The sequence below is a fragment of the Salipaludibacillus keqinensis genome (assembly GCF_003226325.1).
In the GTDB taxonomy this organism is placed as follows: Bacteria; Bacillota; Bacilli; order Bacillales; family Salisediminibacteriaceae; genus Salipaludibacillus; species Salipaludibacillus keqinensis.
The window spans coordinates 208,032-234,527 of sequence record NZ_PDOD01000004.1 but is presented as its reverse complement, the minus strand read 5'-3'; the positions used below and the strand labels follow the sequence as shown (position 1 = coordinate 234,527).

The 26,496-nt window shown below is 40.8% G+C and carries 21 protein-coding genes and 2 riboswitches; of the genes, 2 read left to right on the top strand and 19 right to left on the bottom strand.

Annotated elements, in window-relative coordinates; all coding sequences use genetic code 11:
* Window positions 1–18: 18 nt before the first annotated feature.
* From ade to CR194_RS15955, 6 genes are all read right to left on the bottom strand, one after another.
* Complete coding sequence (ade, locus tag CR194_RS15980) at window positions 19–1,743, bottom strand: adenine deaminase (RefSeq protein WP_110610863.1); 1,725 nt, start codon at window positions 1,741–1,743, stop codon at window positions 19–21.
* 226 nt (window positions 1,744–1,969) lie between these two features.
* On the bottom strand, window positions 1,970–3,805 hold the full coding sequence (locus CR194_RS15975) for an ABC transporter ATP-binding protein (protein WP_110610861.1): 1,836 nt from the start codon (window positions 3,803–3,805) through the stop codon (window positions 1,970–1,972).
* Complete coding sequence (locus tag CR194_RS15970; RefSeq protein ID WP_110611124.1) at window positions 3,786–5,528, bottom strand: ABC transporter ATP-binding protein; 1,743 nt, start codon at window positions 5,526–5,528, stop codon at window positions 3,786–3,788. The genes CR194_RS15975 and CR194_RS15970 overlap by 20 nt, the downstream gene beginning before the upstream one ends.
* 409 nt (window positions 5,529–5,937) lie before the next feature.
* Window positions 5,938–7,080 carry a glycerate kinase family protein gene (locus CR194_RS15965; protein WP_110610859.1) on the bottom strand — a complete coding sequence of 381 codons (1,143 nt, stop codon included), beginning with the start codon at window positions 7,078–7,080 and terminating at the stop codon, window positions 5,938–5,940.
* A 25-nt stretch (window positions 7,081–7,105) separates the two neighbouring features.
* Window positions 7,106–8,371: a GntP family permease gene (locus CR194_RS15960; protein WP_110610857.1), complete on the bottom strand. Its 1,266-nt coding sequence runs from the start codon at window positions 8,369–8,371 to the stop codon at window positions 7,106–7,108.
* A gap of 118 nt (window positions 8,372–8,489) precedes the next feature.
* Complete coding sequence (locus CR194_RS15955) at window positions 8,490–9,608, bottom strand: CdaR family transcriptional regulator (protein ID WP_110610855.1); 1,119 nt, start codon at window positions 9,606–9,608, stop codon at window positions 8,490–8,492.
* Between the two features lie 332 nt (window positions 9,609–9,940).
* On the opposite strand from CR194_RS15955, the gene CR194_RS15950 reads away from it, so the two are divergent.
* Window positions 9,941–10,861, top strand: a complete 921-nt coding sequence (locus tag CR194_RS15950) for a nuclease-related domain-containing protein (protein ID WP_158282296.1) — start codon at window positions 9,941–9,943, stop codon at window positions 10,859–10,861.
* 275 nt (window positions 10,862–11,136) lie between these two features.
* Here the strand turns inward: CR194_RS15950 and CR194_RS15945 are convergent, their stop codons facing one another.
* From CR194_RS15945 to CR194_RS15885, 13 genes are all read right to left on the bottom strand, one after another.
* Window positions 11,137–11,565 (bottom strand): bifunctional adenosylcobinamide kinase/adenosylcobinamide-phosphate guanylyltransferase, encoded by a 429-nt coding sequence (locus tag CR194_RS15945; protein WP_110610852.1) that lies wholly within the window; start codon window positions 11,563–11,565, stop codon window positions 11,137–11,139.
* On the bottom strand, window positions 11,517–12,149 hold the full coding sequence (locus CR194_RS15940; RefSeq protein ID WP_110610850.1) for a histidine phosphatase family protein: 633 nt from the start codon (window positions 12,147–12,149) through the stop codon (window positions 11,517–11,519). The genes CR194_RS15945 and CR194_RS15940 overlap by 49 nt, the downstream gene beginning before the upstream one ends.
* Window positions 12,101–12,865: an adenosylcobinamide-GDP ribazoletransferase gene (gene cobS / locus CR194_RS15935; RefSeq protein WP_110610848.1), complete on the bottom strand. Its 765-nt coding sequence runs from the start codon at window positions 12,863–12,865 to the stop codon at window positions 12,101–12,103. The genes CR194_RS15940 and cobS overlap by 49 nt, the downstream gene beginning before the upstream one ends.
* Complete coding sequence (locus CR194_RS15930; protein ID WP_110610846.1) at window positions 12,862–13,413, bottom strand: bifunctional adenosylcobinamide kinase/adenosylcobinamide-phosphate guanylyltransferase; 552 nt, start codon at window positions 13,411–13,413, stop codon at window positions 12,862–12,864. Before CR194_RS15930 ends, cobS begins: the two co-directional genes overlap by 4 nt.
* Window positions 13,410–14,495 carry a threonine-phosphate decarboxylase CobD gene (gene cobD, locus CR194_RS15925; RefSeq protein WP_110610844.1) on the bottom strand — a complete coding sequence of 362 codons (1,086 nt, stop codon included), beginning with the start codon at window positions 14,493–14,495 and terminating at the stop codon, window positions 13,410–13,412. The genes CR194_RS15930 and cobD overlap by 4 nt, the downstream gene beginning before the upstream one ends.
* An 18-nt stretch (window positions 14,496–14,513) precedes the next feature.
* A complete protein-coding gene (cbiB, locus tag CR194_RS15920) occupies window positions 14,514–15,479 on the bottom strand; it encodes an adenosylcobinamide-phosphate synthase CbiB (protein ID WP_110610842.1) in 966 nt (321 codons plus the stop codon).
* Window positions 15,479–16,951, bottom strand: coding sequence for an adenosylcobinamide amidohydrolase (locus tag CR194_RS15915; protein WP_110610840.1), 1,473 nt, complete (start codon window positions 16,949–16,951; stop codon window positions 15,479–15,481). Before CR194_RS15915 ends, cbiB begins: the two co-directional genes overlap by 1 nt.
* The gene (locus tag CR194_RS15910; RefSeq protein WP_110610838.1) at window positions 16,948–18,018 is read right to left on the bottom strand and encodes a FecCD family ABC transporter permease; all 1,071 of its coding nucleotides are present in this window, start codon (window positions 18,016–18,018) and stop codon (window positions 16,948–16,950) included. The genes CR194_RS15915 and CR194_RS15910 overlap by 4 nt, the downstream gene beginning before the upstream one ends.
* On the bottom strand, window positions 17,984–19,018 hold the full coding sequence (locus CR194_RS15905; protein ID WP_233254398.1) for an ABC transporter substrate-binding protein: 1,035 nt from the start codon (window positions 19,016–19,018) through the stop codon (window positions 17,984–17,986). Before CR194_RS15905 ends, CR194_RS15910 begins: the two co-directional genes overlap by 35 nt.
* Window positions 19,019–19,201: 183 nt before the next feature.
* A riboswitch (cobalamin riboswitch) is annotated at window positions 19,202–19,409 on the bottom strand.
* Between the two features lie 53 nt (window positions 19,410–19,462).
* Window positions 19,463–20,527 (bottom strand): nicotinate-nucleotide--dimethylbenzimidazole phosphoribosyltransferase, encoded by a 1,065-nt coding sequence (gene cobT / locus CR194_RS15900; protein WP_408640764.1) that lies wholly within the window; start codon window positions 20,525–20,527, stop codon window positions 19,463–19,465.
* Between the two features lie 16 nt (window positions 20,528–20,543).
* Window positions 20,544–22,067, bottom strand: coding sequence for a cobyric acid synthase (locus CR194_RS15895; RefSeq protein ID WP_110610836.1), 1,524 nt, complete (start codon window positions 22,065–22,067; stop codon window positions 20,544–20,546).
* Window positions 22,064–23,434: a cobyrinate a,c-diamide synthase gene (locus CR194_RS15890; RefSeq protein WP_110610834.1), complete on the bottom strand. Its 1,371-nt coding sequence runs from the start codon at window positions 23,432–23,434 to the stop codon at window positions 22,064–22,066. The genes CR194_RS15895 and CR194_RS15890 overlap by 4 nt, the downstream gene beginning before the upstream one ends.
* Window positions 23,435–23,461: 27 nt before the next feature.
* Window positions 23,462–24,007 carry a cob(I)yrinic acid a,c-diamide adenosyltransferase gene (locus CR194_RS15885; RefSeq protein WP_110610832.1) on the bottom strand — a complete coding sequence of 182 codons (546 nt, stop codon included), beginning with the start codon at window positions 24,005–24,007 and terminating at the stop codon, window positions 23,462–23,464.
* A gap of 199 nt (window positions 24,008–24,206) precedes the next feature.
* Window positions 24,207–24,401: riboswitch (cobalamin riboswitch) on the bottom strand.
* Between the two features lie 261 nt (window positions 24,402–24,662).
* Here CR194_RS15885 and CR194_RS15880 point away from each other — a divergent pair.
* Window positions 24,663–26,333 (top strand): glycoside hydrolase family 13 protein, encoded by a 1,671-nt coding sequence (locus CR194_RS15880; protein ID WP_110610830.1) that lies wholly within the window; start codon window positions 24,663–24,665, stop codon window positions 26,331–26,333.
* Window positions 26,334–26,496: the final 163 nt, after the last annotated feature.

The window sequence follows — 26,496 nt, the reverse complement described above, 5'->3', positions numbered from 1 at the left end:
ACTAGAGAAAATAATCCTTTATGCTTGAATCGAAATATGTTTTCCTTCATTTCCATCAAAGTATCCTAAATCTGTTAATTTCAGCTCTGGGATGACTGGTAGACACATAAATGATAAAGCAGAGAATGGATTAAAATCCCCTGTGAATCCAAGTTTTTCTAGCCCTTCATCTAACTGTTTAAGACCTTGATAAGCCTCCTCTACAGTCCTATTAGACATGAGACCGGCAATGGTTAAGGAGAGACTGGTGACTACTTCCCCGTCCTTAACAAGGACCAGGCCTCCTTTCATGCTCTTCACCTCTTTAATAGCTTTTAACATATCCTCATCATTCGTCCCCGCTGTCACTAAGTTGTGAGAATCATGAGCGACCGTAAGAGCAATAGATCCAGATTGGAAACCTAGACCTTGGATGAACCCAAGACCGATATTCCCTGTATGGTGATGACGTTCAATCACTGCCATTTTCATTAGATTTTTATCCACACTTGCAATAAAGGCCCCTTCTTGAACATCAGGTTCCACAACAATTTTTTCGGTTACAAGGCTATTCGGGATTAATTTAATGGCATGAGCTTTGCGACTATTTGAAACAGAAATGTTCAAACTCTCTTTTGTTACGTTTGGAAGGTGAACTGTGTTTAATAACGAATCATCTTTTCTTCCGTTACTTTCTTTCGCGGATATCATTCGGCCGTCTTTAGCCACTTGCTTCCCGTTTTTATAAACTTCTGTAATGGAGAACGAATGGAGATCATCTACAAGAAGTAGATCCCCTTCGTATCCTGGCGCAATCGCTCCTTTTGTCTTTAGGCCATAACACTCCGCAGCATTAAGAGTTGCCAGTTGGATGGCTAGCATCGGATCCAAGCCATTCTTAATTGCTAACCTTACGTTGTCATCTATGCTTCCCTTTTCAATTAATTCGTCTAAATGTTTATCATCTGTACAGAACAAGAACCGTCGTGCGTTCTTTTCAGTTACAAGGGGGATGAGTGCTTCTAAGTCTTTGGCTCCCGAACCCTCTCTAATCAGAACATAAAGTCCTTTTTTCAAACGGTCTCGGGCTTCTTCGACAGTTGTACACTCGTGATCCGTTGTGATTCCTGCTGTTCCGTAAATGTTCATCGCATGCTCACCAAGTCCCGCTCCGTGTCCATCAATAAACTTTCCTCGTGTTCTAGCATCGGTGATTTTATTAATCATCCCTTTTTCCGCACTGGCGGTGGAAGGGAAATCCATCACTTCTGCTAAACCTAAGACACGTTCGTGGTGATAAAATGGAGTTAAATCCTCTGCCGTAAGAACTGCACCAGAATTTTCAAAAGGGGTAGCTGGAACACATGAGGGGAGCATGAATAATGCATCTAGAGGAATACCTTCTGAATCCTGGAGCATGAATTCAATTCCCTTGTCTCCGGTCACGTTGGCAATTTCATGAGGATCGGTGACTACCGTTGTCACTCCATGAGGAACGACGACATTAGCGAAGTGGCTTGGTGAAACCATCGATGATTCGATGTGCACATGACCATCAATTAAACCAGGTACGATGTATTTTCCATCAGCATCTACTTCTTCTTTTCCTTCGTACTGCCCTATGCCTACAATCTTTCCTTCCGAGATGGCTACATCCCCTGTTTCAATTTCCAAAGAGAAGACATTGACAATTTTCCCATTTTTAATAACTACATCAGCTGGCTTTTGTTTATTAGCAACATGAATTCTTTCCGTTAAACCCATTTCGCTCACCCTTCTTTCTTTAGTCGTTCGATTCCATGGAATTGATTAGCTCGTTTATTTTGTCTTCCTTCATCGCTTTTAGAAAGATACGTTTTTTTAAGTGTAAAAAAGCTCCAGGTTCGAAGCAACCCGGAGATTCATCCATGAATATCTAATGATTATTATATCGTTTCAGTTGTCAGACGTCTATTGATACTTGGGGAATTGTCACGTAATCTACCTTAGTTTATCCAACTTCTCGTTTTAATTGACTGAAATAAAGATCTGCATAAAAGCCCTGATCTTCTAGTAATTCATCATGGGATCCTTTCTCAATTACTTCCCCTTCTTGTAAAACTAAAATTTGATCTGCTTGTTGAATCGTATTTAATCTATGCGCAATCACAAAGCTCGTTCTTCCCTTCATTAACCGCTGTAACGCTTCTTGTATTTTCAGTTCTGTAACCGTATCGATGCTACTTGTCGCTTCGTCTAATACAAGAATCGACGGATCCGCTAATAAAGCGCGAGCTATGGACAATAACTGCTTTTGCCCTTGGCTGATCCCCTCACCTTCCGAATCAATTTTCGAGTCATATCCATCGGCCATATGACTAATAAATGAATGGGCATTAGCAAGTTTGGCTGCCTCTTCTACTTCCTCGTCTGTCGCATTCAAACGACCATATCGAATATTTTCTCTAATCGTCCCTTGAAAAAGAAAAGAGTCTTGTAACACAAAAGCCATATGTTTTCTTAACGATTCTCTTTTAACCTTGGAAATATCGACTCCATCTACGGTAATTGTTCCTTTGTCTGGATCATAGAACCTTGAGAGAAGACTGATCATCGTCGTTTTACCTGCCCCTGTAGGCCCAACAAACGCCAACGTTTCACCTACCGCCGCCGTAAAGGAAATGTCTTTCACTGTATTCCCTTCTTTCTCATATGAGAAAGACACGTGTTCAAACGTTACGTCCCCCTTCACATTAACTAAATCGATTTGATTGTCCTCGTCACTGATTTCATCCGGTTCATCCATGATCGAGAATACTCGCTCAGCGCCGGCGATTGCTGAAAGGAGGACGTTGAATTGGTTAGCTAAATCATTTAATGGGCGTGTGAACTGTCGTGCATATTCAGCAAAAATGACAATGACTCCAATCGTAATCATGTCATACAATGCAAAGATCCCACCCACTCCGGCAATAATAGCAAAACTAAGATTATTCAACATATTCATCAGTTTTGGAATGAAGCCCGAAATAGTCTGTGCCCAGAATCCTGCTTTTCGAAGTTCAGTATTCCGTTGTTCAAATCCCTCAATCACTTTATCTTCTTGAGAAAACGTCTTAATTATGCGTTGACCAGACATCGTTTCTTGAATGTAGCCATTTAATTCTCCAAGATTCTTCTGCTGGGCCTTAAACAATTTCCCAGTTCTCTTCGTTATCCACTTCATTCCGAAGACCATCGCCGGAACGATCATTAACGTAATTAACGTTAATAACGGACTCAAATAAAGCATTACAGAGATCGTTCCAATAAGAGTTAACACACTAGCAAAAATCTGGATCACCGAGCTATTCAACGTATTGCTGACGTTTTCCATATCATTTGTCAATCGACTCATTAATTCCCCGTGTTTTCGTTTATCAAAAAATGGTATAGGAAGTTTATGAAGGTGTTCAAACAGTTTAGTGCGCATCGTAAACACTGTTTTCTGTGCAATACGTACCATCCAGAAATGTTGAAGAAAGACCGCTGTTGAATGGAGTAAATAAATCACTGCTAATCCCATTAATGCATATGTGAGCAACTCTGTATCTTGATCTACAATGAATTCGTCAATGGAAATACCCACGATAAACGGTCCTAGCAAGGCAAAGAAGGAGCTCAAAAATATCATGATGAGGACTAAAATGAGCCTAACTTTGCTTTCTGCAAGATAACGCCAAATCCGCTTTAACGTCCCTTTCCAGTCTTCTGCTCGTTTTGTTGTCTGTCCTTCTTTACCTTTCAGATCCCTTTCTTGCAGGTTTATTTTTTCATGTTTAAACGGTTCAGTGAATTTTTTTAACATGGACCATCCCCTCCTTTCCAAATTGCGATTCAAATATTTTTTGGTAGAGAGCGGAAGTCTTCAATAGTTCATCATGCGTTCCTCTTGCGACAATCTTGCCTTCTTCCATTAACAGAATTTGATCTGCATTCATCGTTGTACTCATTTTTTGTGTAATCATGATTGTTGTGCATGAATAACTTTTCAATGCGTCTAGCAGTTTCTTTTCTGTTTTCACATCTAAGGCACTCGTACTGTCATCAAACAGCAAGATTTTTGGCTTTCTGATTAAGGCTCTTGCGATCGACAGTCGCTGCTTCTGACCGCCAGACAAATTCACGCCCCGTTGACCGATGACCGTATCAGACCCTTTCGGTAGCTCAACGATCGTATCGTGGATTTGAGCATCTGTCAGAGCCTGTTCTATTTCATCTTTAGATGCGTCCTCTTTTCCCCACAGCATATTCTCTTCAATAGAACCTGTAAATAACATGGCTTCTTGAGGTACATAGCCGATCATTCGTCGTAAATACTTTAATTTAATCTTTCGCACGTCTTGTCCGTCGATCCTAATCGTTCCATGATCGATGTCGTATAATCGAGGTATTAACTGGAACATCGATGTTTTCCCTGAACCTGTAGCTCCTAACACTGCTACTCTTTCTCCAGGTTTTGCACGAAAGGACAAGCCTTCGAGCACATTTCTTGTTGTACCTGGATAACGGAATGAAACGTCATCAAACTGGATATCTCCATCAGTAATCAAGGGTGGAGTTTGTTGATCATCGGCATCTTTCAAGTTTACATCTGCCTCCAAGACATCTGCAATCCGTTCAGACGAAGCCCTCGCCCTTGAAAAAATAATGATAATCATAGAGAAAATCGACAAAGCTCCGGTCATACGGGTGACGTAATTAATAATCGCAACGACTTCCCCTACACTGGCGCCTCCTGTATTGACCCCAATACTTCCAAACCATAAAACAGCCATAATTGAGCCATTCATAACTAATAAGATGACTGGCATCGTCGTTTCAATAAGCCTAAGAGCCTTAACCGTTTTGACTCTTAAATCATTAGAGGCCGACGTAAAACGGCGTGACTCATGGTTTCTTCGAATAAAAGATTTTATAAGACGAATAGCGGTTAAATTCTCTTGAACGACGTTATTGACACGATCGACTCGCGCCTGTACCGCCTTAAACAGCTTTCCCGCTTTTCTCATCAACCATAATAAAAAAACAACGAGAATCGGAATAGTGAGGACGAGAATCAGTGCCAGTTGTACATTAACAAATAGCGCCATAACCACAGAACCAATGACTAATAAAGGGGCTCTGAGCATGATTCTTAAACTCATAAAAATCGTATTTTGAATTTGGTTCACATCATTGGTCATTCGCGTCATTAATGAAGAAGTTGGAAATTGACTGAAATTAGAGAAAGCGAATGATTGCACTTTACCAAATAGCTTGCTCCTTAAGTCATAACCTGTGTTTTGGCTCACATGGGCAGCATAAAATGAATTGGTAATTCCTGCAGCAAATGCAATAAGAGAAAATCCAACCATGACACTTCCCCATAACATGACGACAGACAAATCTTCTTGCATGATTCCGTCATCAATAATTTTAGCCATGAGTAAAGGCTGAACTAATTCAACTGTTAATTCTACTAACGTTAACGTTAAAGCTATAAATACAGCGAACCGGTAAGGTCCGAGAAACGAGACTACTGTTTTCACTGACATCGCATCCTTCTTCTTATGGATGATTCAAATTGTATATATAGATAGAGAAATCTTAACATTCATTCGATTTACGAAACAATCTAATGATACCTTTTTTCTTTATTTCATTCAAATGATTTAAGAGAATTATTTTTACACTATTATAAAAGGACATTCATATGTCTGAAATGATCTATATATGGTTGCAAAAGAGGAGGGGTAATGGATAAATACATTCCACAAGAAATGTTAAAACTATCTCATTTATTACAATGAATACCTAATCTAAATCTATTCTTTTCTCGTAAAAAAATAACGTGTGGCAAAGAACGGATAACCGCTCAATCCCACACGTTTTAATTTATAATTATCTTACATCTACTTCGATATTTTAGTTTTAACCAAAGTTGCGAATATCTCCTGTTTAGTTCGCGATTTTTTTTAGGTTCATAATTCGGGCAATGTTTTCAGCAGTTTGTTCAATATGCCTCTCAGAAACTTCCGCTAGCTCTTCAAACTTCACGACTTCAGATAGGGAACTAAAAACTGCATCAATCCCTGCCTCATAGACTGACTCGTAACCTTTAGATACACTTCCACAGACTGCAATCACAGGTACGTTATACTTCTTCGCAATCTCCGCTACATAAACAGGTGTTTTTCCGTAAATCGTCTGATGATTCATGCCACCTTCCCCAGTAATAACTAGGTCTGATTGTTGGATGAAACTTTCTAAGCCTGTAACATCAGTGACAATTTTCCCTCCAGACTCAAGAGTAGCAGGCATAAATGCTAAAAATCCTGCTCCGAGTCCTCCAGCTGCTCCAGCTCCTGGCACACTCTCTACATCTTTACCTAGCTGGGTTTTAATCAAATAAGCATAGTGAGCTAATGCTTCATCTAACACATGAATATCTTGTTTAGTAGCGCCTTTTTGCGGTCCATAAATAGCTGATGCCCCTTTATCTCCAGTTAGAGGGTTGTCCACGTCACACGCTACTTGGATTTTCACGTCTTGTAAACGAGGGTCTAAAGTAGATGCATCAATTGTTTTCAAGTCTCGGAGAGCAAGACCCCCTTTTGCGATCTCTTTTCCCGATTGATCCAGCAAACTTCCCCCAAGGGCTTGAAACATACCCGCCCCCCCATCATTCGTCGAACTTCCGCCAATACCAATGATGAATTTTTTGACTCCCAGATCCAAGGCCTCTTTTATAAGTTCCCCTGTTCCATAAGTTGTTGTGATCTTAGGATTTCTTAAATGTTTAGGCACGAGATGAATACCCGATGCGGCGGCCATTTCAATAACTGCCGTCTGATGATCGCCTAATACACCAAAAAATGCCTCAACTTCATTATCTAAAGGACCATGTACTTTTCTAGTTTCTAGATGTCCACCTGTCGCATCTACTAAGGACTGAACCGTCCCTTCTCCGCCATCTGCCATCGGACAGGTGATTATTTCCGCTTTTGGCCAAACTTTTTTCAATCCGGTTTTAATCGAATTAGCTACTTCCATTGCTGTTAAGCTTTCTTTAAACGAATCTGGGGCGACAACTATTTTCATGAGCAGTCTCTCCTTTTCTTTTAAACTAGAATAATTGAAAAACTCCAAATAGAAGCGTTGAAATGGTTGCCAGCGTTAACCCTACAAGAGATTCATATGGGATAAGTTTTAATCTTTCTTGAATTCCCATTAATACACTTCCTGCTGTTGCATGGAAAAAACTTCCGTGTGGCATATGGTCAATAACCGTTGCACCGGCATGAATCATAGCTGCTCCGGCAAGCCCTGCAACACCCAACTCTAACAATGTTCCGCTGAACACTTCACTTGCAACAACTGCACCTGCTGTTGTTGAAGCTGTAGCCCCAGACATAAAGATTCCTGATGCTGGTGCTAAGGCATAACTTGGTAAACCGAGAAATTCAATACTGTCAATCAGAACATACTGTAACCCGGAATTTGAAATGATTCCGGCAAGTGTACCAGTTCCTAATAAAAGAACGGCCACGGCCGACATCTTACTCAAACCGGAAATGATAAACGTATTAATGCCTTTGATTTTCCCCATTGCAAGGGCTCCGATAATCCCACCTGCTGGTAACGCCAACATGGGATCGACTTCTATACCAAAGACCGGCCTTAGTACTAATAAAATGATAGCAACTAAAGGCGCTATAATAGATGTAAATATCGATGGGGCGCTTTGATCCGAAGAATCTTCAATGTCTTCATTTGGCACCATCGTTCCTTTTTGTGAAAGTCTTTTAGCTAAAATATAAGTAACAAATACTCCAAAAATAGCGGGAATAATCCCTGCAGCCATCACTGAAGTTAACGGAACATTAAAAGATTCTGCAACGGCTATGGTGTTAGGATTAGGCGACATGATATTTCCAGCTTTACCGCCACCAACCATAGCAAGTAAGATCGCTGTTCTCGAGAGCCCCGCACGATTCGCTATCGCTAAAGCAATAGGTGCTACTGTAATGACGGCCACATCAACAAATACACCAACAGCTGTCAATAACATAGTAGCTAGCACTAATGCCAATAACGCTTTCTTTTCTCCCAGCTTTCTAACAACACCATTGGCTATTGAAGAGGCTGCACCTGATTCAATAAGGACACCTGCTAAAACACCCGCCGCTAAAATCCGGAGTACTGCAGGGATAATCCCTTCCGCACCTTCTATCATTAAATCGACCGTCGTTGTAAGACCCGCTCCACCTATTAGGCCACCTGCCAACGCGCCGGCAACAAGAGCATACACTGGTGGTACTTTCCGTAAAATTAAAACAATTGAAATTACTAATGCAATTACCGCTCCTAAAGCACTAACTGGCATACACATACACTCCTTAAGTTATCTATAAATTGATAACTTAATTGTAAGCGCTTAAAATATGAAATTCATTATGCCAATGCACAAATGTAAGCGGATTACTTTTGTTTTTGTTGTGCGTAAAGGTCTATTGTAATTTGTTTTTTAACTGACACATACAATATAAATAAAATAAATCTATCATTTTCCGAGGGTCTTTCCCCGTAATCGTGCGAATTTTATCTAACCTGTATGTGAGCGTGTTTCGGTGAACAAACAGTTCTTTAGCAGTTTTATTTACTTGGCAATTATTCGTTATATAGACATCGAGCGTGTTTAAGAGATCTCTATTTCCTTTAGTATCGGGGAGGGGATTCTCAATAGGGAAAGCCATTTTTGTAGTGTCATCTTTTAATAACCTGTTTAGTAAAACTTCAATCGTTCTGTCTTCATATTTTAAAACCTGTTCAATCAATTCTAATTTTTTACTAACTTCTAAGGTATTCATCGCTTGCTCATATGAATAAGTAATAGCCATATAGTCTTCATAAAGATAACCAGACGTAAAAATAAGATCTTTTCTATCAAAATAACTTGCCCATTGTTCAACTACATTGGTTAAATTCTTCTTTGAGTCTGCATGCTTAATAATCACAATATATTCATTTATAATACTCATCACATCTTCTTTATGTAACAAAGGGCTCAAAGCCTTTTCTAACTTGTCTAATGATTTTACAGGATGGTCATTATCTTTTATGCGCTCATTAATTAAAACGACACCTCTTTTTAGTAGTAAATCAATTTCTAAGGTTTTAGCTTTTTCTAAAAACATACTATCTGATAGACCTTTTCCCGTAATCCACTGATATACAAATTCACGTTTAATCCTTTCATCATATTGAATTTGTTTTAGTAAAAAGGATTGCTCTATAATCATTTCTGCTGTCATTTTTACTAACTCACCGTATCTTCTCACCTCTGAAGGTTCTCCAGTAATTCCCACAGTCCCCATGACTTCACCGTGAAAATAAATAGGCAAATTAATGCCTTGTTTTACTCCATTCCATTCTTGTTCATCTTCTATTGAAATTTCGATACTATCTCGTTTTATTTGAATTTGTTTGGCAACTTCATGGATCGTTCCTATTCTATGCTTGTCCCCCGACCCAATAATTACCCCATTATTGTCCATGACGTTAATATTATAATTTAAGATTTCCATTGTTCGACTCACAATATTTTGTGCAACTTCTCTAGATAACACAGGAACACCTCGCCTTTTTGACTATGGTTATTTAGGAAAGCCGATCTTTGATTTATTATATATAGGAAGGACTAGCAAGAGCAAGATTCTAACGGTGCCACTACTAGTAAGTAATGTGTAATGTATAGGAAAGAAGTGGTTAATAATCAGAACGTACGTTCTAATAAATATTTATTTGTTCGCCTTGTTTATTTTAGCAAGTTCTCCTATGATAAAAATAGAAGGACGCTCTGTCATCTAAAGCTTTTTCTAAACCTCGAACTTTATTATTTCCTCATTTAATTTTACCTTCTCCACTGTGACAGAGCGAAACTTTCAACAGGAGGATGCCAATGTTCTTGAAACCTCGCACAAAGTCTTATGAGCTTCAGATTTTGCACAGTTTAACGCCCCGAATGGAGTTCAGCAACAGTCTTCGAACCCACTTTACTAATTTGAATAAAGGCTACATTGGTGAACAGAATTTCGAAACGATGCTCTCGAACCAATTAACCATTGATTTGCTTATTTTGCCTGATACGTATTTCGAAGTGAACCAATCTCTCATTCAGGTTGACACCCTTCTCTTTACACCAAGTTCTCCTTATTTATTCGAAGTGAAAAATTTTGAAGGTGATTATTTTATTGAAGACAGCAGATGGTATGGCCCCTCTGGTTTAGAAGTAAATAACCCTCTCGCTCAGCTTCAACGAATTGAAACGACTTTTCGTAAGTTATTCCAACAACTTCGTTTGCCTCGTGTTGACGTGAAAGGCTATGTCGTCTTTCCAAACCCTGAATTCACCTTATATAACGCCCCAAGAAATGTACCGATTATCTTACCTACCCAAATTCCTTCTTTTTTGAAAAAAATTAATAGGAGTTCAGGAAAGCTGTCTGATAAACCATTTAATATTTGCCAATCATTATTAGAAAATCAAGCTGATCCCACTCCATATTCAAGGATTCCTGAATATCATTATGATCAACTACTGAAAGGGGTTTTCTGTCCGAATTGTCATAAGCTCGAAATCATCAAGTCGAAAAATAGTTTATCATGCAGTGAATGCAATTATTTCGAGTCTAAGCAAGAGGGGCTCCTTCGAAATATCAAAGAGTACAATCTACTCTTTCCACATCGCGCGATTTCAACTAATAATATTTATGAATGGTGTGAAAAAGCAATAAGCCGTAAATCAATTCAAAGAGTACTTCTCAGCGAATATGTTCAGGAAGGAAAATCGAGGAGTATACATTATGTCAAATCTAATTGAAATAAAATTTCGCTTTTAGAAATCTGCAAGTTGGCTCCGGAGTTTGTCCCTCAAACGCTCTATTCGAGACTAACTTGGCTCATGGCGTCAAAGTTTGTCCCTCAAATGCTCTATGCGAGACTAACTTGGTTCGTTGCTCCAAAGTTTGTCCCTCAAACACTCTATTCGAGACTACCTTTACCTGTTTCCCCAACCTTTGCCCTTAATTCACAAAAAGGCTCACTTTTTGTCGCCAATCTCCTACTCTTGAATTCTAAGATTTAATTAGTAATTATTCACTTCATCACCCGCGTCAACCCGTGCCAGACATATATTACTTTTTCTGAAATTTCGGCTGCGTCTTGCTGGATCCACCCTGTCAAGTCGCGGAGCTGGCGATTTTCTTCCTCAAGTGGGACGATGCCGCGGCCCATTTCGAGCATGATTAAGATGACTTGTTGGTCTCGACGTTTTTCTTCGGCCTTGAGTTCAGCGAACAGCGTATTCATCTGCTGACGAATCGCTGCAATCGATCGTCCTGATTGGATTTCAGTTCGTAGCCAGTTTTCCCATCCTTCTAAAACGAGGTTGCTATCTATCTCCCAGACTTTCTCCCAATTGCTTAATGACTGCTGTTCATAACTTGAAATCCAACTTACATTTCCGCTCAAGTTTTTTACGATCTTCCGTTTCCCTGAGAAGGCACCACCGATAATGAGCTGCATGTCCACCTCTCCTCTCTATACTCCAGCGTTAAATGAAGTCCCTCACCATGACTAATACGCCAACTCCAAAATGATCCTGCCTCAACTAAAATAGATAGAAGTAATCGAATCACACCACCATGGGTAACGATGAGGACTTTGTGACTGGCCGGCCCTTCGGCAACAAGTGTTTTTCCTAAAAATTCACTGAGCCATCCTGTGATCCTATCACTAAACTCCTCGCCAGATTCTCCTCCCGGTACTCGATACTGCTCCCAGTTATCTATCCATTGTCGATACAACGGAATATCTTTTAGCTCCTCGTACTTTCTTCCTTCCCAATCCCCGAAGTGAAATTCTCTTAGTCCTTCGTCCGAAACATAAGGCTGATCTGGCCGAAGGTATTCAATTGTTTCCTTACAGCGAAGAAGGTCACTAGAAAACACTTCATCGAATTCGACCACTTCCAACTCCTTTTTCAACTCAGCTAATTCTTCTATCTCCATCACCGGTTCGTCTGTGTGTCCTAAATAGCGATTTTCAACATTCCATCTTGTTAAACCGTGACGAAGGAGATAAAGATCCAAATGATGACTAGTCCCCATAGTTCCCCTCCTTCGATTGCGGTTCCAATCAGATCTCCGTTAATTCCTCGAAATGTACGCATCACCCATAAACCGTATAGTAAAATGGGTATTAATAAAACGGGTAAAATCATTAAATATCCCGGTTGAAACAACAATAATAAGACTAAAGGTATCGCTGCATAAACAACTTCAACTTTCCGCAAATTCTTTTTCCAATCCCATGCTAACCCTTGTTTTTTCGCTGCGGGTACTAGAACCAGCAACGCTACCGCAGCAAATCGTGCCGCTCCCAATACTACTAATAGCGAGAAGAGCTCCATAAATGGCCCCTCTTCGACGATCGAATATAGCAGGACACTTTTCCAAATTAACAGGAAAAACAATGCGATGATTCCGAAGCTACCCACATGAGGGTCTTTCATAATCTCCCATTTCTTCTCTAGAGGGGCGTTAGAGCCCACAGCATCGGCCACATCCATTAGCCCGTCTAGATGAAGTCCACCCGTAAGCCATACCCATAGAGAGATAAGTACCATAGACAGCAACAACGGTGATATGAAAGGAGCTAAGAACCATCCTACTCCAAATAAAATGGCCCCTAGAAGCATGCCGATGAAGGGGTAAAACCGTATCGCCCAGCGACTCGTCTTTTCATTCCAAGGGCACTCTATAGGTACCGGCAGTCTGGTGAGAAATTGTACAGCTAACAAAAAACCATATACTGCCTGCATCATGATCCCCCCCCTTTCCAATAAACAGGGATTCCTGCGATGACTTGCACCGCTTCGTCTACGCGCGTAACCACATGCTGATGGATCCTTTCTAAGGCATATATATAATCCAGAACGGCCGAATGCCCCCCAGAAGCAATTTCTCCTTCATTTACATCATTGGATACAAAAATCAACGTTTGCCGTTTTTCTTCAGCAATTAGAATGCAAGAATCAATCATTTCTATTAATTGCGGGAGCGAATATTCGAGTTTTCCATACATCATATTACTTAACCAAATTGTCAAACAGTCAACTAAAATGACATCTCCAAAACCACTTTCTTTACAGACTTTGACTATATGAAAAGGCTCCTCCACCGTCTCCCAAATGGAAGAACGATCGACTCGATGAGTGGAAATGCGATCTTCCATTTCTTTATCTGTTCGCAGGGCTGTTGCCACATAAATAAGTTGCTTCGATGTTCGTCCCCTGTGATAATGAGTCAAAGCCATATCTTCTGCAAATCGACTTTTTCCTGATCTTGCTCCGCCTGATACAAACATAATCATCGTTCTTCTCTCCAAGCTTTCAATGTATCCAGTAACTGATCATTTTCCGCTTTTGACCGGATAGCAAACCTCAGATAGTTACCATCTAACCCTTTGAAATTATCTGTATGTCTTGGGAGAATGCCCTTTTTCAAAAGAAACTGAAATAATTCTATTGTACAATTTGGATGCTTTTCATCCCTTAACAGATAAAAATTTACAGCGGATGATGACATATAATAATCCATCTCATGCAATCGTCGTCTGATCCTTAACAATTCCTCTTTAAAATAATCCCTTGAACGAGAAACAAAGGCATAATCTTTCAAAAGAGGTTGAATCATGGTTGACGCAAAAACGTTGACACTCCAAGGGGTCTGCCAATTTTGCACTTGGCCAATCACTTGTTCATGAGCCATCATAAACCCTACTCGAATGCCAGGAATGGCATACATTTTCGTCAGCGAGCGCAATAAGATAAGATGCGAGAATTCCTTTAATAAAGGGGTCAATTTGTCAGTTTCATTTGGCAAGAAATCAACAAAAGCTTCATCTACTACGACGTATGTATTTTTTTCCTTGGTTTTTTCCAATAGGGAGCGAATATCACTTACGCTTACAACCGTTCCGGTAGGGTTGTTTGGGCGACATATAAATACGACCTCCACTTCCGCTGCATGTTCAATAGTTTTGTTTAGAGGGAAGGCAAAATCTTCTTCCGCATCAGAGTAGACATGATCAACGTCCAAATGATAATGTCTGCACGCTTGCTCATATTCAGAGAAAGTAGGCTCAATGATCAGCGCTCTTTTCCCCTCAAAAAATTTAGCCGTCAAAAATATCGCTTCTGCTCCTCCATTCGTAACAAGTACATGATCCGCTGTCACCCCCTCAAAGGCAGCTATCTGAGTTCTGGCGTCCCAGTAAGTCGGATCGGGATATTGGCTAATCAAGTCAAAACTCTTCTTAAGATGATCCTTCACCCACACAGGGGGTCCTAAAGGATGGATGTTCGCACTAAAATCTACTACTACTTCATCTTCAAGGAGATGAAATTGTCTTTTGATTGCGGCTGGTTGTCCGCCATGATTCGGCCATTTCATTTCTATTCTCCTCTCAATTTATGATAGTGAGATCCAAATCAGTGAAAAGAAGATGAAAAAGAGGATCCATCCTCCGTGCATATAGATGAGTGATTTATTTATATGATCACATGTTAGTGTTTCTAGAGGCACACCCATCTTGGCTCGGTTAGACACTACTCCTTTGTATTCATTACGTCCACCTAACTGAACTCCTATAAGTCCTGCGACCATCGCCTCGGACCATCCACTGTTTGGACTAGGGTGTTTGGTTGCATCTTTCCACGTCACATGAATAGCGTGTTTCTTTCTTGATCCAAGCACACAAAATGATGCTAACCAAATCGTAAAAGAAGTCATTCGAGCAGGTAACCAGTTCGCTACGTCATCCAACCTTGCCGAGAACCAGCCGAAATCACTGTACTTCTCATTTTTATAGCCAACCATGGAATCAAGTGTGTTGATCGCCCGATAAGCCATAGCTAGAGGTCCCCCGCCAATGAAAGCCCAGAACAACGGAGCCGTTATCCCGTCCACTGTATTCTCAGCAACCGTCTCAACAGTTCCTCGAACAATCTCGCTCTCACTGAGTTTATCTGTATCTCGACCGACGATCATTCCTAATTGAAAACGTGCCTCTGTAAAGTCACCTTTAGCTAACGGGATGGCAACCTTAAGGGCCGCCTCTCTCAATCCTCTGATCGCAATCGTAGTGGAAATAAAATAAACTTCCAGGATGAGACCTGCAAGTAGATGAATGCGGAAGGCGAGATAAATCAATGAAAAGGATAAACTGTAAACGACGGTTACCACCATCACGGCCATGAGAATTCCGTATATCTTTCTTCTCCGACCGGAACCGTGATTGAGCTTTTTATCTAAAAAAGATATCCCTTTTCCATATCCCACAACAGGATGAGGCAGCCACTTTGGATCACCTATAAGAAGATCTAGAAGAATGGCTGCCAATATAATGAGTACTGTCACATTTAACAAAGCTTCCATTAGGAAAGTTCCTGTCTTACTCTATATTTACGGATTGCTTCCACTGTTGCTTCATATACAGTCCTGCCAATCGCTTTCCCAACAACAGTTCCTGAACCTGCGTAAGGGGTTTTCTCACCTATTTGCGTTGCTCCAATTAATAAGCTGTCCGTTGAGGTTCCGGTTGCTGGCGTATTTGAATAACTGTCTTTCACTTTTAAATCATGCAGTGCTTTCGTTTTAGCTTCAGTAGCCGATATGCTGGCATTGACAAGTGCGCCATCGGTGAAATGAGCATCAACAAAAAGCATTGTATTGATTGTGCCAATCTTGCTCATATTTTCGTCCCTTTGTTCATTTGTAATATCGACAGCGTTTCCGACACCTGCGGTTACCATGACTACTAGCTGGATTCCTTCATACTCTCTCTCAAGTAAAACCATGTCGTCAAGCTTCACGGCTGTCATCATTCCTGCCGTCTGTTCAAGAGAGATTCCCGAGTGACGCAACCAACTCTGAATATCATCAACAGGGTCTCCCCCATCATAATTCTTTTGGACATGAAAATTACAAAAGTGCTTTAACCATTGAATTCCTTCACCTACTACGCTATTAGAAAGGGTCCGCAACGGTTGATCAAATGCAATATGAATAACCCCTTCATTCTGGTCGATATGGAAGCTGTTTTTTAGATCTACTGACTGAGCTACTCCTTCATTATGAGGAGTCATGAGTAACTGCGGCTTTGGAACAATTGGGTGGGACTGTGCTTTCACCTCAACTTCATAAACGTCTTGGAGCTGTTTTTCATTCCTTAGAACGTCCACACTTCCGACTTTTTGAAACCTACCTTCATCTAATAGAGCTACCCTGTCGGCATAAAGAGAGGCTACATTCAAGTCGTGTAGAATAGCAAAAATCGTAAGTCCATGTTTTCGCTGCCAGTTTTTCAATAAATCAAGCATATAGAAAGAATGTTTCACATCAAGATGATTCGTTGGTTCATCTAAAAGCAATAGTTGCGGCTCTTGTGCCAATGCTTTAGCTAACAATACCCGTTGCTTTTCTCCGCCACTTATCGTCCGGAATTGCTTATGTCGATAACGAGTGACATCTGCTAGCTCCATGACTTCTTCGATCACGGCGCGATCTGATTTGGATAAACTTTTCAGGACTCCTTTTTGGAAGGCATAGCGGCCGAGACTAACAATTTCTTCAACGGTAAAGTCGAATGAAACGTGTGCTTCTTGAGTCAACACCGCCATTTGTCTCGCTTTCTCTAAATTAGAAAGCTTGGAAATGGGTTTTCCGTCAATCGTTATTTCCCCATGCTTCTTTGGAAGACCTCCGGTGATCAATTTAAACAAAGTCGTTTTCCCACTACCGTTAGGACCTAAAAGCCCAAAGAATTCTCCCTTATGAATGGTCAGATCAACACCTTGAATAATCGGTTGATCTGAATAACCGCCTACGAGATTTTTGACTTGGATCATATCGATTTCCCCTTTCCAAGCCGATTTCTAATGAGTAACAAGGCAAAGACCGGTGCTCCTATTAGCGCCGTAATCACGCCGATGGGAAGTTCTTTCGGTGCGATGATCGTCCGTGAAACTACATCAGCTAAAATCAGGAAGCCACCGCCAATAAGAAAGGATAAAGGCAACACATGCCGATGGTTCGGTCCGGTGATGAGCCTCACTAAGTGAGGAATCACCAATCCGACAAATCCAATCGTTCCGGAAACGGCCACTGATGCACCGGTGAGCAAGGATGCCCCAACTAAAATAAAATTTTTACCTCTCTTAACATTCACACCGATATGCTCTGCCGCCTCTTCACCAAGAGCCATAGCGTTTAATTCTCGAAAATGGATTAATAAAATGAACACACCTATGAGCATGAATGGAACAATCAGTTGCACATGGCTCCACCCTCTCATCCCTACACTTCCGTAGAGCCAATAGATGATTTGCGTCATCGCATCTTGGTCACCCAGGGCGATGATTAACGAAATGATCGCTCCGATAAACGAACTCATAATAATTCCTGCTAAAATGATGGTTTCAATGGCCATGCTTCTGCTTGCAATTCGAACAAGCCCAAATACGAGCATAAGGGCAATGAACCCACCGATAATTGAAACAACCGGTAAGGTAAAGCCTCCTAAACCGAGAATGGTCAATTGAAAGAAAATGACTATGACTGCTCCAAGTGCTGCCCCTGATGATACACCGATCGTATAAGGATCTGCCAATGGATTCCTAAGAAGACCTTGAAAGGCTGCACCCGCTATAGCTAATGATGCACCGACGCAAAGCGCCAGCAGTACTCTTGGAAGTCGAATGTTCCAGATAATTCTCTGTTCATTTTCCGGAACGTTCTCAGCCAGTTGAAGTCCGAAAACTTGGTCGGTAATAATATAAAAAATATGTGGAACAGGAATCGTAACGCTGCTCATAAATAATCCAAGGAGAACCGTGCCGAGCACGAATCCTCCGCTGAATAAGTACACCCAAAAGATTCGGTTACTCAAAGACCTCCGGATAAATGAGTTCGGCAAGAGTTTCCACTCCTTCAATCAATCGCGGCCCCGGTCTTGTTACCGTATCATTATGCACATCATGAATACGATCATTCTGAACAGCCGGTACATCAGACCAACCGTCTCGAGACACCACTTCTTGTTGAGGATCCTCTACATAATATCCGTATGTCGTGATGATCACGTCGGGGTTCAGTGTAACGATTTCTTCTTCAGTTAAATTGACCCAACCTTCTTCTTCCTCTGCTGCATTAGTAGCTTGAATGGCGTCTAACATTTCTTGCATAAATGTCCCACTACCTGTTGTGAAAATGTCCGGTGCAGGCGCAACTTCAACCCAAACTTTCAATTTCTCTTCTTCTGAGATCGAGCTCGCTTGTTCTTGAACGTCTTCAAGACGGTCCTCCATATCAACGACGATCTCTTCTGCTCGCTCCGTTGTACCAGTAGCCTCACCAATTAAATGAATCGTGTCATATACTTCTTCAAAAGAATTTCCACCTTCGATAACAAGAACATCAATACCTGCATCTTCAAATTGATCTAACATATCTGAGTTATTTTGCTCATGATACCCTTGAACAAGAGCTAAATCTGGCTCCATGGATAAAATCAGTTCTGCATCTATGTCTTGACCCCCAACCGTGTCAATATCTGCTGTTTCTTCTGGGTAGTTGCAGAATTCTGACACGCCGATCATTCGGTCTCCTGCACCAAGCTCAAAGACAATCTCTGTATTACTAGGTAATAAAGAAACAATGGTTTCTGGTTCTTCTTCGATGGTTACTTCGTTGCCTGAGCTATCTGTGACTGTGACGGGAAACTCACCGGTTTCCTCTTCTTGCGCTTCGTTTGAGTTTTCCACAGCCTCGTTATTGGCCGCATCCTCTTCATTTTCATTCGACTGGTTAGTGACATTATTATTGTTTTCCTCATTCGTTCCACAAGCGGTAAACATCACCACCACCAACGCTAAAATTGCACTTACTCGGCTCCACTTCATCAACATACTTTTCATCTTTTTCCCCCTGGGTGTAGATCGATTTTTTTCAACCAAACAAAAAAACGCTATTCCTTTAGGAAGAGCGTTGAATGTATAAGTTACATAGACGACAAGTATGTAGAGAAACTGTCTCACGCTCGCTCGTTATTTATAACGACCGAGCATCCTACGAACATTAAACATCCCTTTTCCTCGAAGGTGTTTAAAACAAAACAGGCAGGTCTCCTGACTCGCGTCTCAACAGATCAACTGCCCCTTCCCATGCCCTTAAAGCACAGTGGAATTTTCGCAGTCATCCTAAACGCATACAGTGGCGGGACCGTGTCGGTTTTTCACCGACTTCCCTTTTAACTTTAAACAGTCTGGTTAGACTATGGTTTAAAGAACCTGTTTGCATAATATGAAATTCGTCTTTTTGTTTATAGATTCAGTATAAATGAGTTTTCAGTACATGTAAATTTAATTTTCAAGATCTTCACTTTTCTCCGTTATTGAAATTCCTGCCCCTGTAAAAGTAGCCATCTCCTTTAAGACGTGGACCGATGATTGAACTAAAGGAAAAGCTAATGCCGCTCCAGTCCCTTCACCTAGGCGTAACTCTAAATCAAGGAGCGGTTTCGCCTCTAACATTTTTAGCGCAATGCCATGCCCTGCCTCTTGTGACTGATGACTAAATATCAGATAGTTTCTTACGTTCGGAGCCAGTCTTATTGCCAAGACCGCGGATACCGTGCTGATAAATCCATCTATAATCAACGGAGTCTTTTTAGAGGCTGCCCCTAAGATTGCTCCCGTCATTCCAGCAATCTCTAACCCTCCTACTTTAGATAAAATATCAAGTACATCATTTGGATCAGGGTTCCGATCCATCAGAGCCTTCTTAATCACCTGTTGTTTATTTAGAAGCTTCTCTTCAGAAATTCCTGTACCGGGTCCCACCACGTTCTCCACAGCTTCACCGCTCAATATAGCTAAGATCGCGCTGCTACTTGTCGTATTCCCGATACCCATTTCCCCTAAAATCACGGAGTTTGCCCCGTTTGATATCGCGTTAGTTGTCACTTTAATTCCTGCTTCAATGGCTTTTACAGCTTGTCCTTTTGTCATCGCAGATTCCTTTGCAAAGTTCGCAGTCCCATAGCGGATTTTTTCGTTAATATATCCTGATCCTTTTAGTTCGGAAGCTATGCCTATATCTACAAGAACAAATTGTCCCTTTATTTGGTTCGTTAACACGTTAATTCCAGCTCCACCACTGAGAAAATTAGCTGCCATCTGAGCAGTCACTTCTTGAGGATAAGCCGAGACCCCTTCTAAAGCTATCCCGTGATCAGCTGCAAACACAATAGAAACAGGTGGGGATACGTTTGGAAAAGGTTCATCTGTTATTTCGGCTATTTGAACAGCTAACTCCTCTAACCTGCCTAAACTTCCGATTGGTTTTGTTAAGTTATTCAAGTGAGCTAATGTCTGTCTTCCTATTTCCTTGTTTGTTATGGTGATTTGGCTGATCGTTTTTTCCACCTATTAGTCCTCCTCCCTAACACGTTCTGTTCTGTTGAAAGATGATCATTTTTTCCTCTACCAGCACTAAATTCAAATGGTTTTCCACAACATTAGCTACATGCTCATACCCATTCTCCCTTGCTTCTTTGAAAGAGGCTCTAAAATGACATGGCTCAAGACCTTTGGATTCACGAAGGTCATTTAACAAGACTTCTCGAAAGTGATCATTTTCAAACAGTCCGTGAAAATATGTACCGATGATTTTCCGGTCTGAACTAATATATCCATCGCTCCCACCATCTTCTAACTGTATAAACTCATTATCTGTTTCAAAGTTATATTTAGACAAACCCATATGGATTTCATAGCCTGAAACACTAAGAGTTTCTGTACCATAATTAGCTATGCCAAACGACAAAATGGTTCGCTTTTTCTCAGTAAGAATTGTGGTCAATGATTCAATAAGGCTTAGTCCCCTCAATGTTTCTATAGAAGATTCCATTCCTTTTGGATCTTCTAGAGTTTTCCCAAGCATTTGATATCCTCCGCAAATACCGATCACCCGCACGCCCTGTTGTTTAACTAACGAGATGATGGCATCACCTAATCCATTATCAACAATACTAGATAAGTCTTCCAATGTGTTTTTGCTCCCAGGAAGGATGATTAAATCCGGCTCTCCTAATTCTTCTACTGAGCGCACTGAACGAACATGACAGTCGGGCTCTTTTTCAAGTGGATCCATATCTGTAAAATTAGAAATTCTCGGGTAACAAATAAACGCAATATCCAGATCTTTATCATCATTTTTCCTAGTCGGATATAGCTCTAATGCGAGCGAATCTTCAGCTTCAATATCTAAATGGTCGATAAATGGAATGACACCAAGTACCGGTAAACCGGTGTACTCTTCAAACCACGCTAAACCAGGTCTCAATAAATCAATGTCTCCACGGAATTTATTAATAACGACCCCAATTACTCGCTCTCGATCTATCGGATCCAAGAGTTGCAGCGTCCCTACTAAACTAGCAAAGACACCGCCTTTATCAATATCTCCTACTAAAATAACCGGGGCTTGAGCGATTCTAGCAACGCTCATGTTCACAAGCTCTCGGTCATTTAAATTTATTTCAGCTGGACTTCCTGCCCCTTCAATGACAATTCGCTCGTAATGTTCACTCAGATAGTTGAAACTATGATGGATTAATTCTTTTCCTTTTTCATAAAAATCTTGTCGATATTCTCCCGCTTTCATGTTCTGATAAGGTTCGCCGTGGACAACGATTTGCGATTGATAAACCCCAGTTGGTTTGATCAACACAGGATTCATATCCGTCGTAGCTATTGTTTTTGCCGCCTCCGCTTGCACCCCTTGTGCGCGACCGATCTCTTTTCCATCTATCGTAATATATGAGTTTAACGCCATATTTTGCGATTTAAATGGGGCTGTCTTAAAACCTTTTCGAGCGAAAATCCTGCATAAAGCAGTCGCAAGTATACTTTTTCCTGCATCAGAATGAGTGCCTTGAATCATAATCGGTAAGCCTGTTGTCATCGGCTTTTCCACTCTAGACATTTATTAATCCAATTATCTACGATTACAAGATTAGATGCGAAGTGAAGGTGAGTATATCCTGCTACAAGGTTGATCATTTGAACTCCTTCTAATAAAGTTCCTTTACGTCCAGTAGATTCAAATGCCTCGTTCAATGATTCATTGGATGTGAAGGTTGAATAATGAAATTCATGTCCTTTGACTTTCTCACCAACATTTAATAAGAAATTTCCTTCAAGGCCCGTCGTTTCTCGGTAACCAATAGCAGCTAAACGTTGAGTCATGGTGACTTTTCCAGGGATTACTCCTACCATGTCAAACTCTACCTTATCGCTGGTCATGATGGAGTCGCATAAAAACATAAACCCTCCGCATTCAGCAAAGGTTGGGAGACCCTTCTCTATTTCCGACTTCAACGACTGCTTGAGGTCTATGTAAGTTGAAAGTGTTTCTGCGTATTCTTCAGGAAAACCTCCACCGATATAAAGCCCGTCCACACTTTCCGGAAGCTTTTCTCCTGTTAAAGGAGAGAAGAAGACCAGTTCAGCCCCTCTTGCCCTTAATAATTCTAAGTTCTCCTCATAATAAAAGTTAAAAGCTGCATCTCTAGCCACTGCTATTTTAACAACAGGTTCCCTTTTCTTTGCGAATAAATCAGACTGTTCCCTGGGAAACGTTTTTGCTTCAGCTAACTCGTAAAGCTGATCGATCTCAACCGATTCTCCAATAACCTTCCCCAACTGTTGAAAAAAAGGTGTTAAATCCCCTTGTTCAATCGATGGAATCAATCCTAAATGACGTTCAGGCATAGCAAGTTCCGCTTGTTTAGGTAAATAGCCGACGACTGGAATCCCACACTCTTGTTCCACAGCTTGTTTGATCAGTTCATAATGACCGATACTTCCCACTCGATTAGCGATAACTCCAACGATTCTGACATTCTTATTAAACGTTTGAAAACCTTTGATAATAGCGGCGGAACTGCGAGCCATAGCTCCACAATCTACAACAAGAATAACGGGGCTCTCAGTCACCATACTAATATGAGCGGTACTTCCTTCGTCTGAGGTCGGGTCTTTACCATCATAGAATCCCATCACTCCTTCAATAATTGAGATGTCTGCCCCCTGACTCCCTTTTAGGAGAACTTCTTTTAATGTGGGTTCATCGAACATCCAGCTATCCAGATTTCGGGCCACGCGCCCTGAAACTGCTGTTTGATAAGAAGGATCTATGTAGTCCGGACCGCATTTGAATCCTTGAACGGTCAGTCCATTCCGTTTCATTGCTTCCATTATTCCAATAGTTAACGTCGTTTTTCCGACTCCACTGTGTGTTCCTGCAATGACGAGACGTTTAGTAGACATTCATTTCACCTCCAATAGAGTAGTCTTTTAAAATTCTATTCCTTTAATAGCAGGAATTCCTTCGTCATAATAATGCTTCTCAGGTTCAACAACCGAAACGAGGTCAGCTTGTTCTTTTATTTTTGGGTGAGCATCACGGCCGGTCAACACAAGGTGAACATGAACTGGTCGCTCTTTTATTGTCTTAATTACATCTTCAAGTGGTAATACATCGTCCACAGGAAAACTGTCAATGGCTAAAGCATTATTGATTTCATCTAGAATAATCACATCATATTCTCCACTCATGATAGCTTCCTTTGCTTCGGGCCATCCTTTTTTCAGTGCATCTCTATGCTCTTCAGGCGTTTTCGTCCAAGTAAATCCGATCCCTAACTGAACCATATCAATGCCTAACTTCTTCAGACCTCGTTGTTCTCCATAGGTCCTATCCGGCGATTTAATGAATTGATATATTTTCACATTGAAATCATGTCCCGCGGCACGTACAGCCAATCCTACAGCTGAAGTGGTTTTCCCTTTTCCGTTACCTGTATACACCAGTGTCATTCCTCTTTGTTGATTTTTGTTCATTTGTATTCCTCCTATAAATTTAATAGAAATGCTTATTCGAGACTTTTCAGCTAGCTACCTAATGACTAAAAGTTATTGAAAAATAAAAAACGCTCCCCCATTAAGGAGAGCGATCCATGCAGGTCCTTCCATATAATTGAGAACAAATATATGGAAGAGACGTCTAGTATAAGCAGGTTCACATCCTTTTCCTCGAAGGTGTTGAAGCGACAAACAGGCAGGTCTCCTGACTTACGTCTCATCGGAACAGCTGCCTCCTTCCCATGCCTAGCATAGTGGATACGAACAGCTCACCTAAACGTTTACAGTGGCGGGACCGTGCTGGATTCTAACCAGCTTCCCTTTTAACCTTAATAACAGCGACTATTAAGGAACCTATTTGTATGGTTATTCAGTTGTTTTCACCCATAAGTGTAATGAAGATTAGGAATTTAAGCAACTAAATTCTCATCATCCATGGGAAAACTTCATGTAAGAATGTTTATGCTTTTTTCAAGTACGTAATATAAATAAGAACTTTCAAATAAATTGTCGAATGACAATTGAATTTATTGCTCAAAATCGGTATGATTATCAAAGTAGTTGGAAAATCGTTTGCACAAATAGAGATGCATTAAAATACAAATAAGTTTTGTAAAATGAAGAGGTGGACGAAATGGAAAGAACATGGTGGAAAGAAGCAATTGGATATCAAGTATATCCTCGAAGTTTTCAAGATAGTAATGGAGACGGATTTGGTGATCTTCAAGGCATGATACAGCGCTTAGACTATTTAAAAGAATTAGGTGTAGACTTCATCTGGATTTGTCCGATGTATAAATCACCTTTGGATGATAACGGCTATGATATTTCTGATTATCAAGATATTCTAGAAGACTTTGGGACAATGGCTGACTTTGACGAACTTTTAAGAGAAGTTCATAAGCGTGGGATGAGACTGATTATCGACTTGGTATTAAATCATACAAGTGATGAACACCCTTGGTTTGTGGAGTCGCGTTCTAGTAAAGATAACCCGAAAAGAGACTGGTACATCTGGCGGGATGGAAAAAATGGTGCCGAACCGAACAACTGGGAAAGTATCTTTGGCGGTTCAGCTTGGGAGTATGATGAAAAAACAGATCAATATTTCCTTCACGTTTTTTCCCGCAGACAACCAGACTTGAACTGGGAAAATAAAGACGTACGATCAGCGCTGTATGATATGGTCAACTGGTGGTTGGAAAAAGGTGTCGATGGCTTCCGCATTGATGCTATCAGCCATATTAAAAAATGTCCAGGCTTTCCAGACCTTCCAAATGACGAAGGGAAAAATTTCGTTCCTTCCTTTGATATGCATATGAACCAAGAAGGAATTCACGAATTTTTGCAAGAATATAAAGAAGAAACTTATGCCAACTATCCTGACACAATGACCGTTGGTGAGGCCAATGGTGTGAGTGTGGATGAAGCTCACATGTGGGTTGGTGAACAAGGGAAAATGGATATGGTATTCCAATTCGAACATTTAGACTTATGGGATTATGAAGTAGGCGGCGGCCTGGACGTGGTTCAATTGAAAAAAGTGCTGACTCGCTGGCAAAAAGGGTTGGAGCATGACGGTTGGAACGCATTATTTATTGAGAATCATGATAAAGCCCGTGTGGTATCTACTTGGGGGAATGACAAGGAATATTGGCGAGAAAGTGCAACATCACTTGGCGCTATGTATTTCTTGATGAAAGGAACGCCTTATATTTACCAAGGCCAAGAAATCGGCATGACGAACATCTATTTCGATTCAATCGAAGACTACAATGATGTGGCCGCATTAAATATGTACGCAGAAAAAACGGCAGAAGGAGTTTCTCCTGAGAAGATCATTGAAGGTCTTGCCCATACTTCACGGGACAACAGCCGCACGCCGATGCAATGGTCAAGTGACCCAAATGCGGGATTCACAACTGGAAAGCCGTGGTTGAAGGTTAACTCAAACTATAAAGAAGTGAATGTGGAAACCCAGCTTGAAGATAAACAATCCATTCTCCATTTCTATAAAAACATGATTCAACTGAAAAAAAATCATGACATTTTCACATATGGTGGATATGACTTACTTCTAGCAGACGATAAGCAAATCTTCTCATACAAACGCGAACTAAATGGTGAAGTGGCAGTCGTCATTGCAAACTTAACAGCCGAAGTTGCAGAGTGGACAGCAGAAGAAGAATCTTTAACCGTATCAAGCGATCAACTCGTGTTAGCAAATTATCAAGTTGATTCACACGAAGAATCAAAGGCTATTTCTTTGAAGCCTTTTGAGACGAGAGTATATTTTTTGAAATAACTTTTAGATAGCTTGGAAGCTGTGTTTGATATCAGCTCCAAGCTTTTTTTGTGTGGTGTCATGGTCTTCAGAACTTCCTTTCTTGCTGCTGGCTTACCTTTACTTTCTCCACTTAAAGTAAGCATTCAGTTCACCCTTTTGAACATCTAACAGCAAAATATAT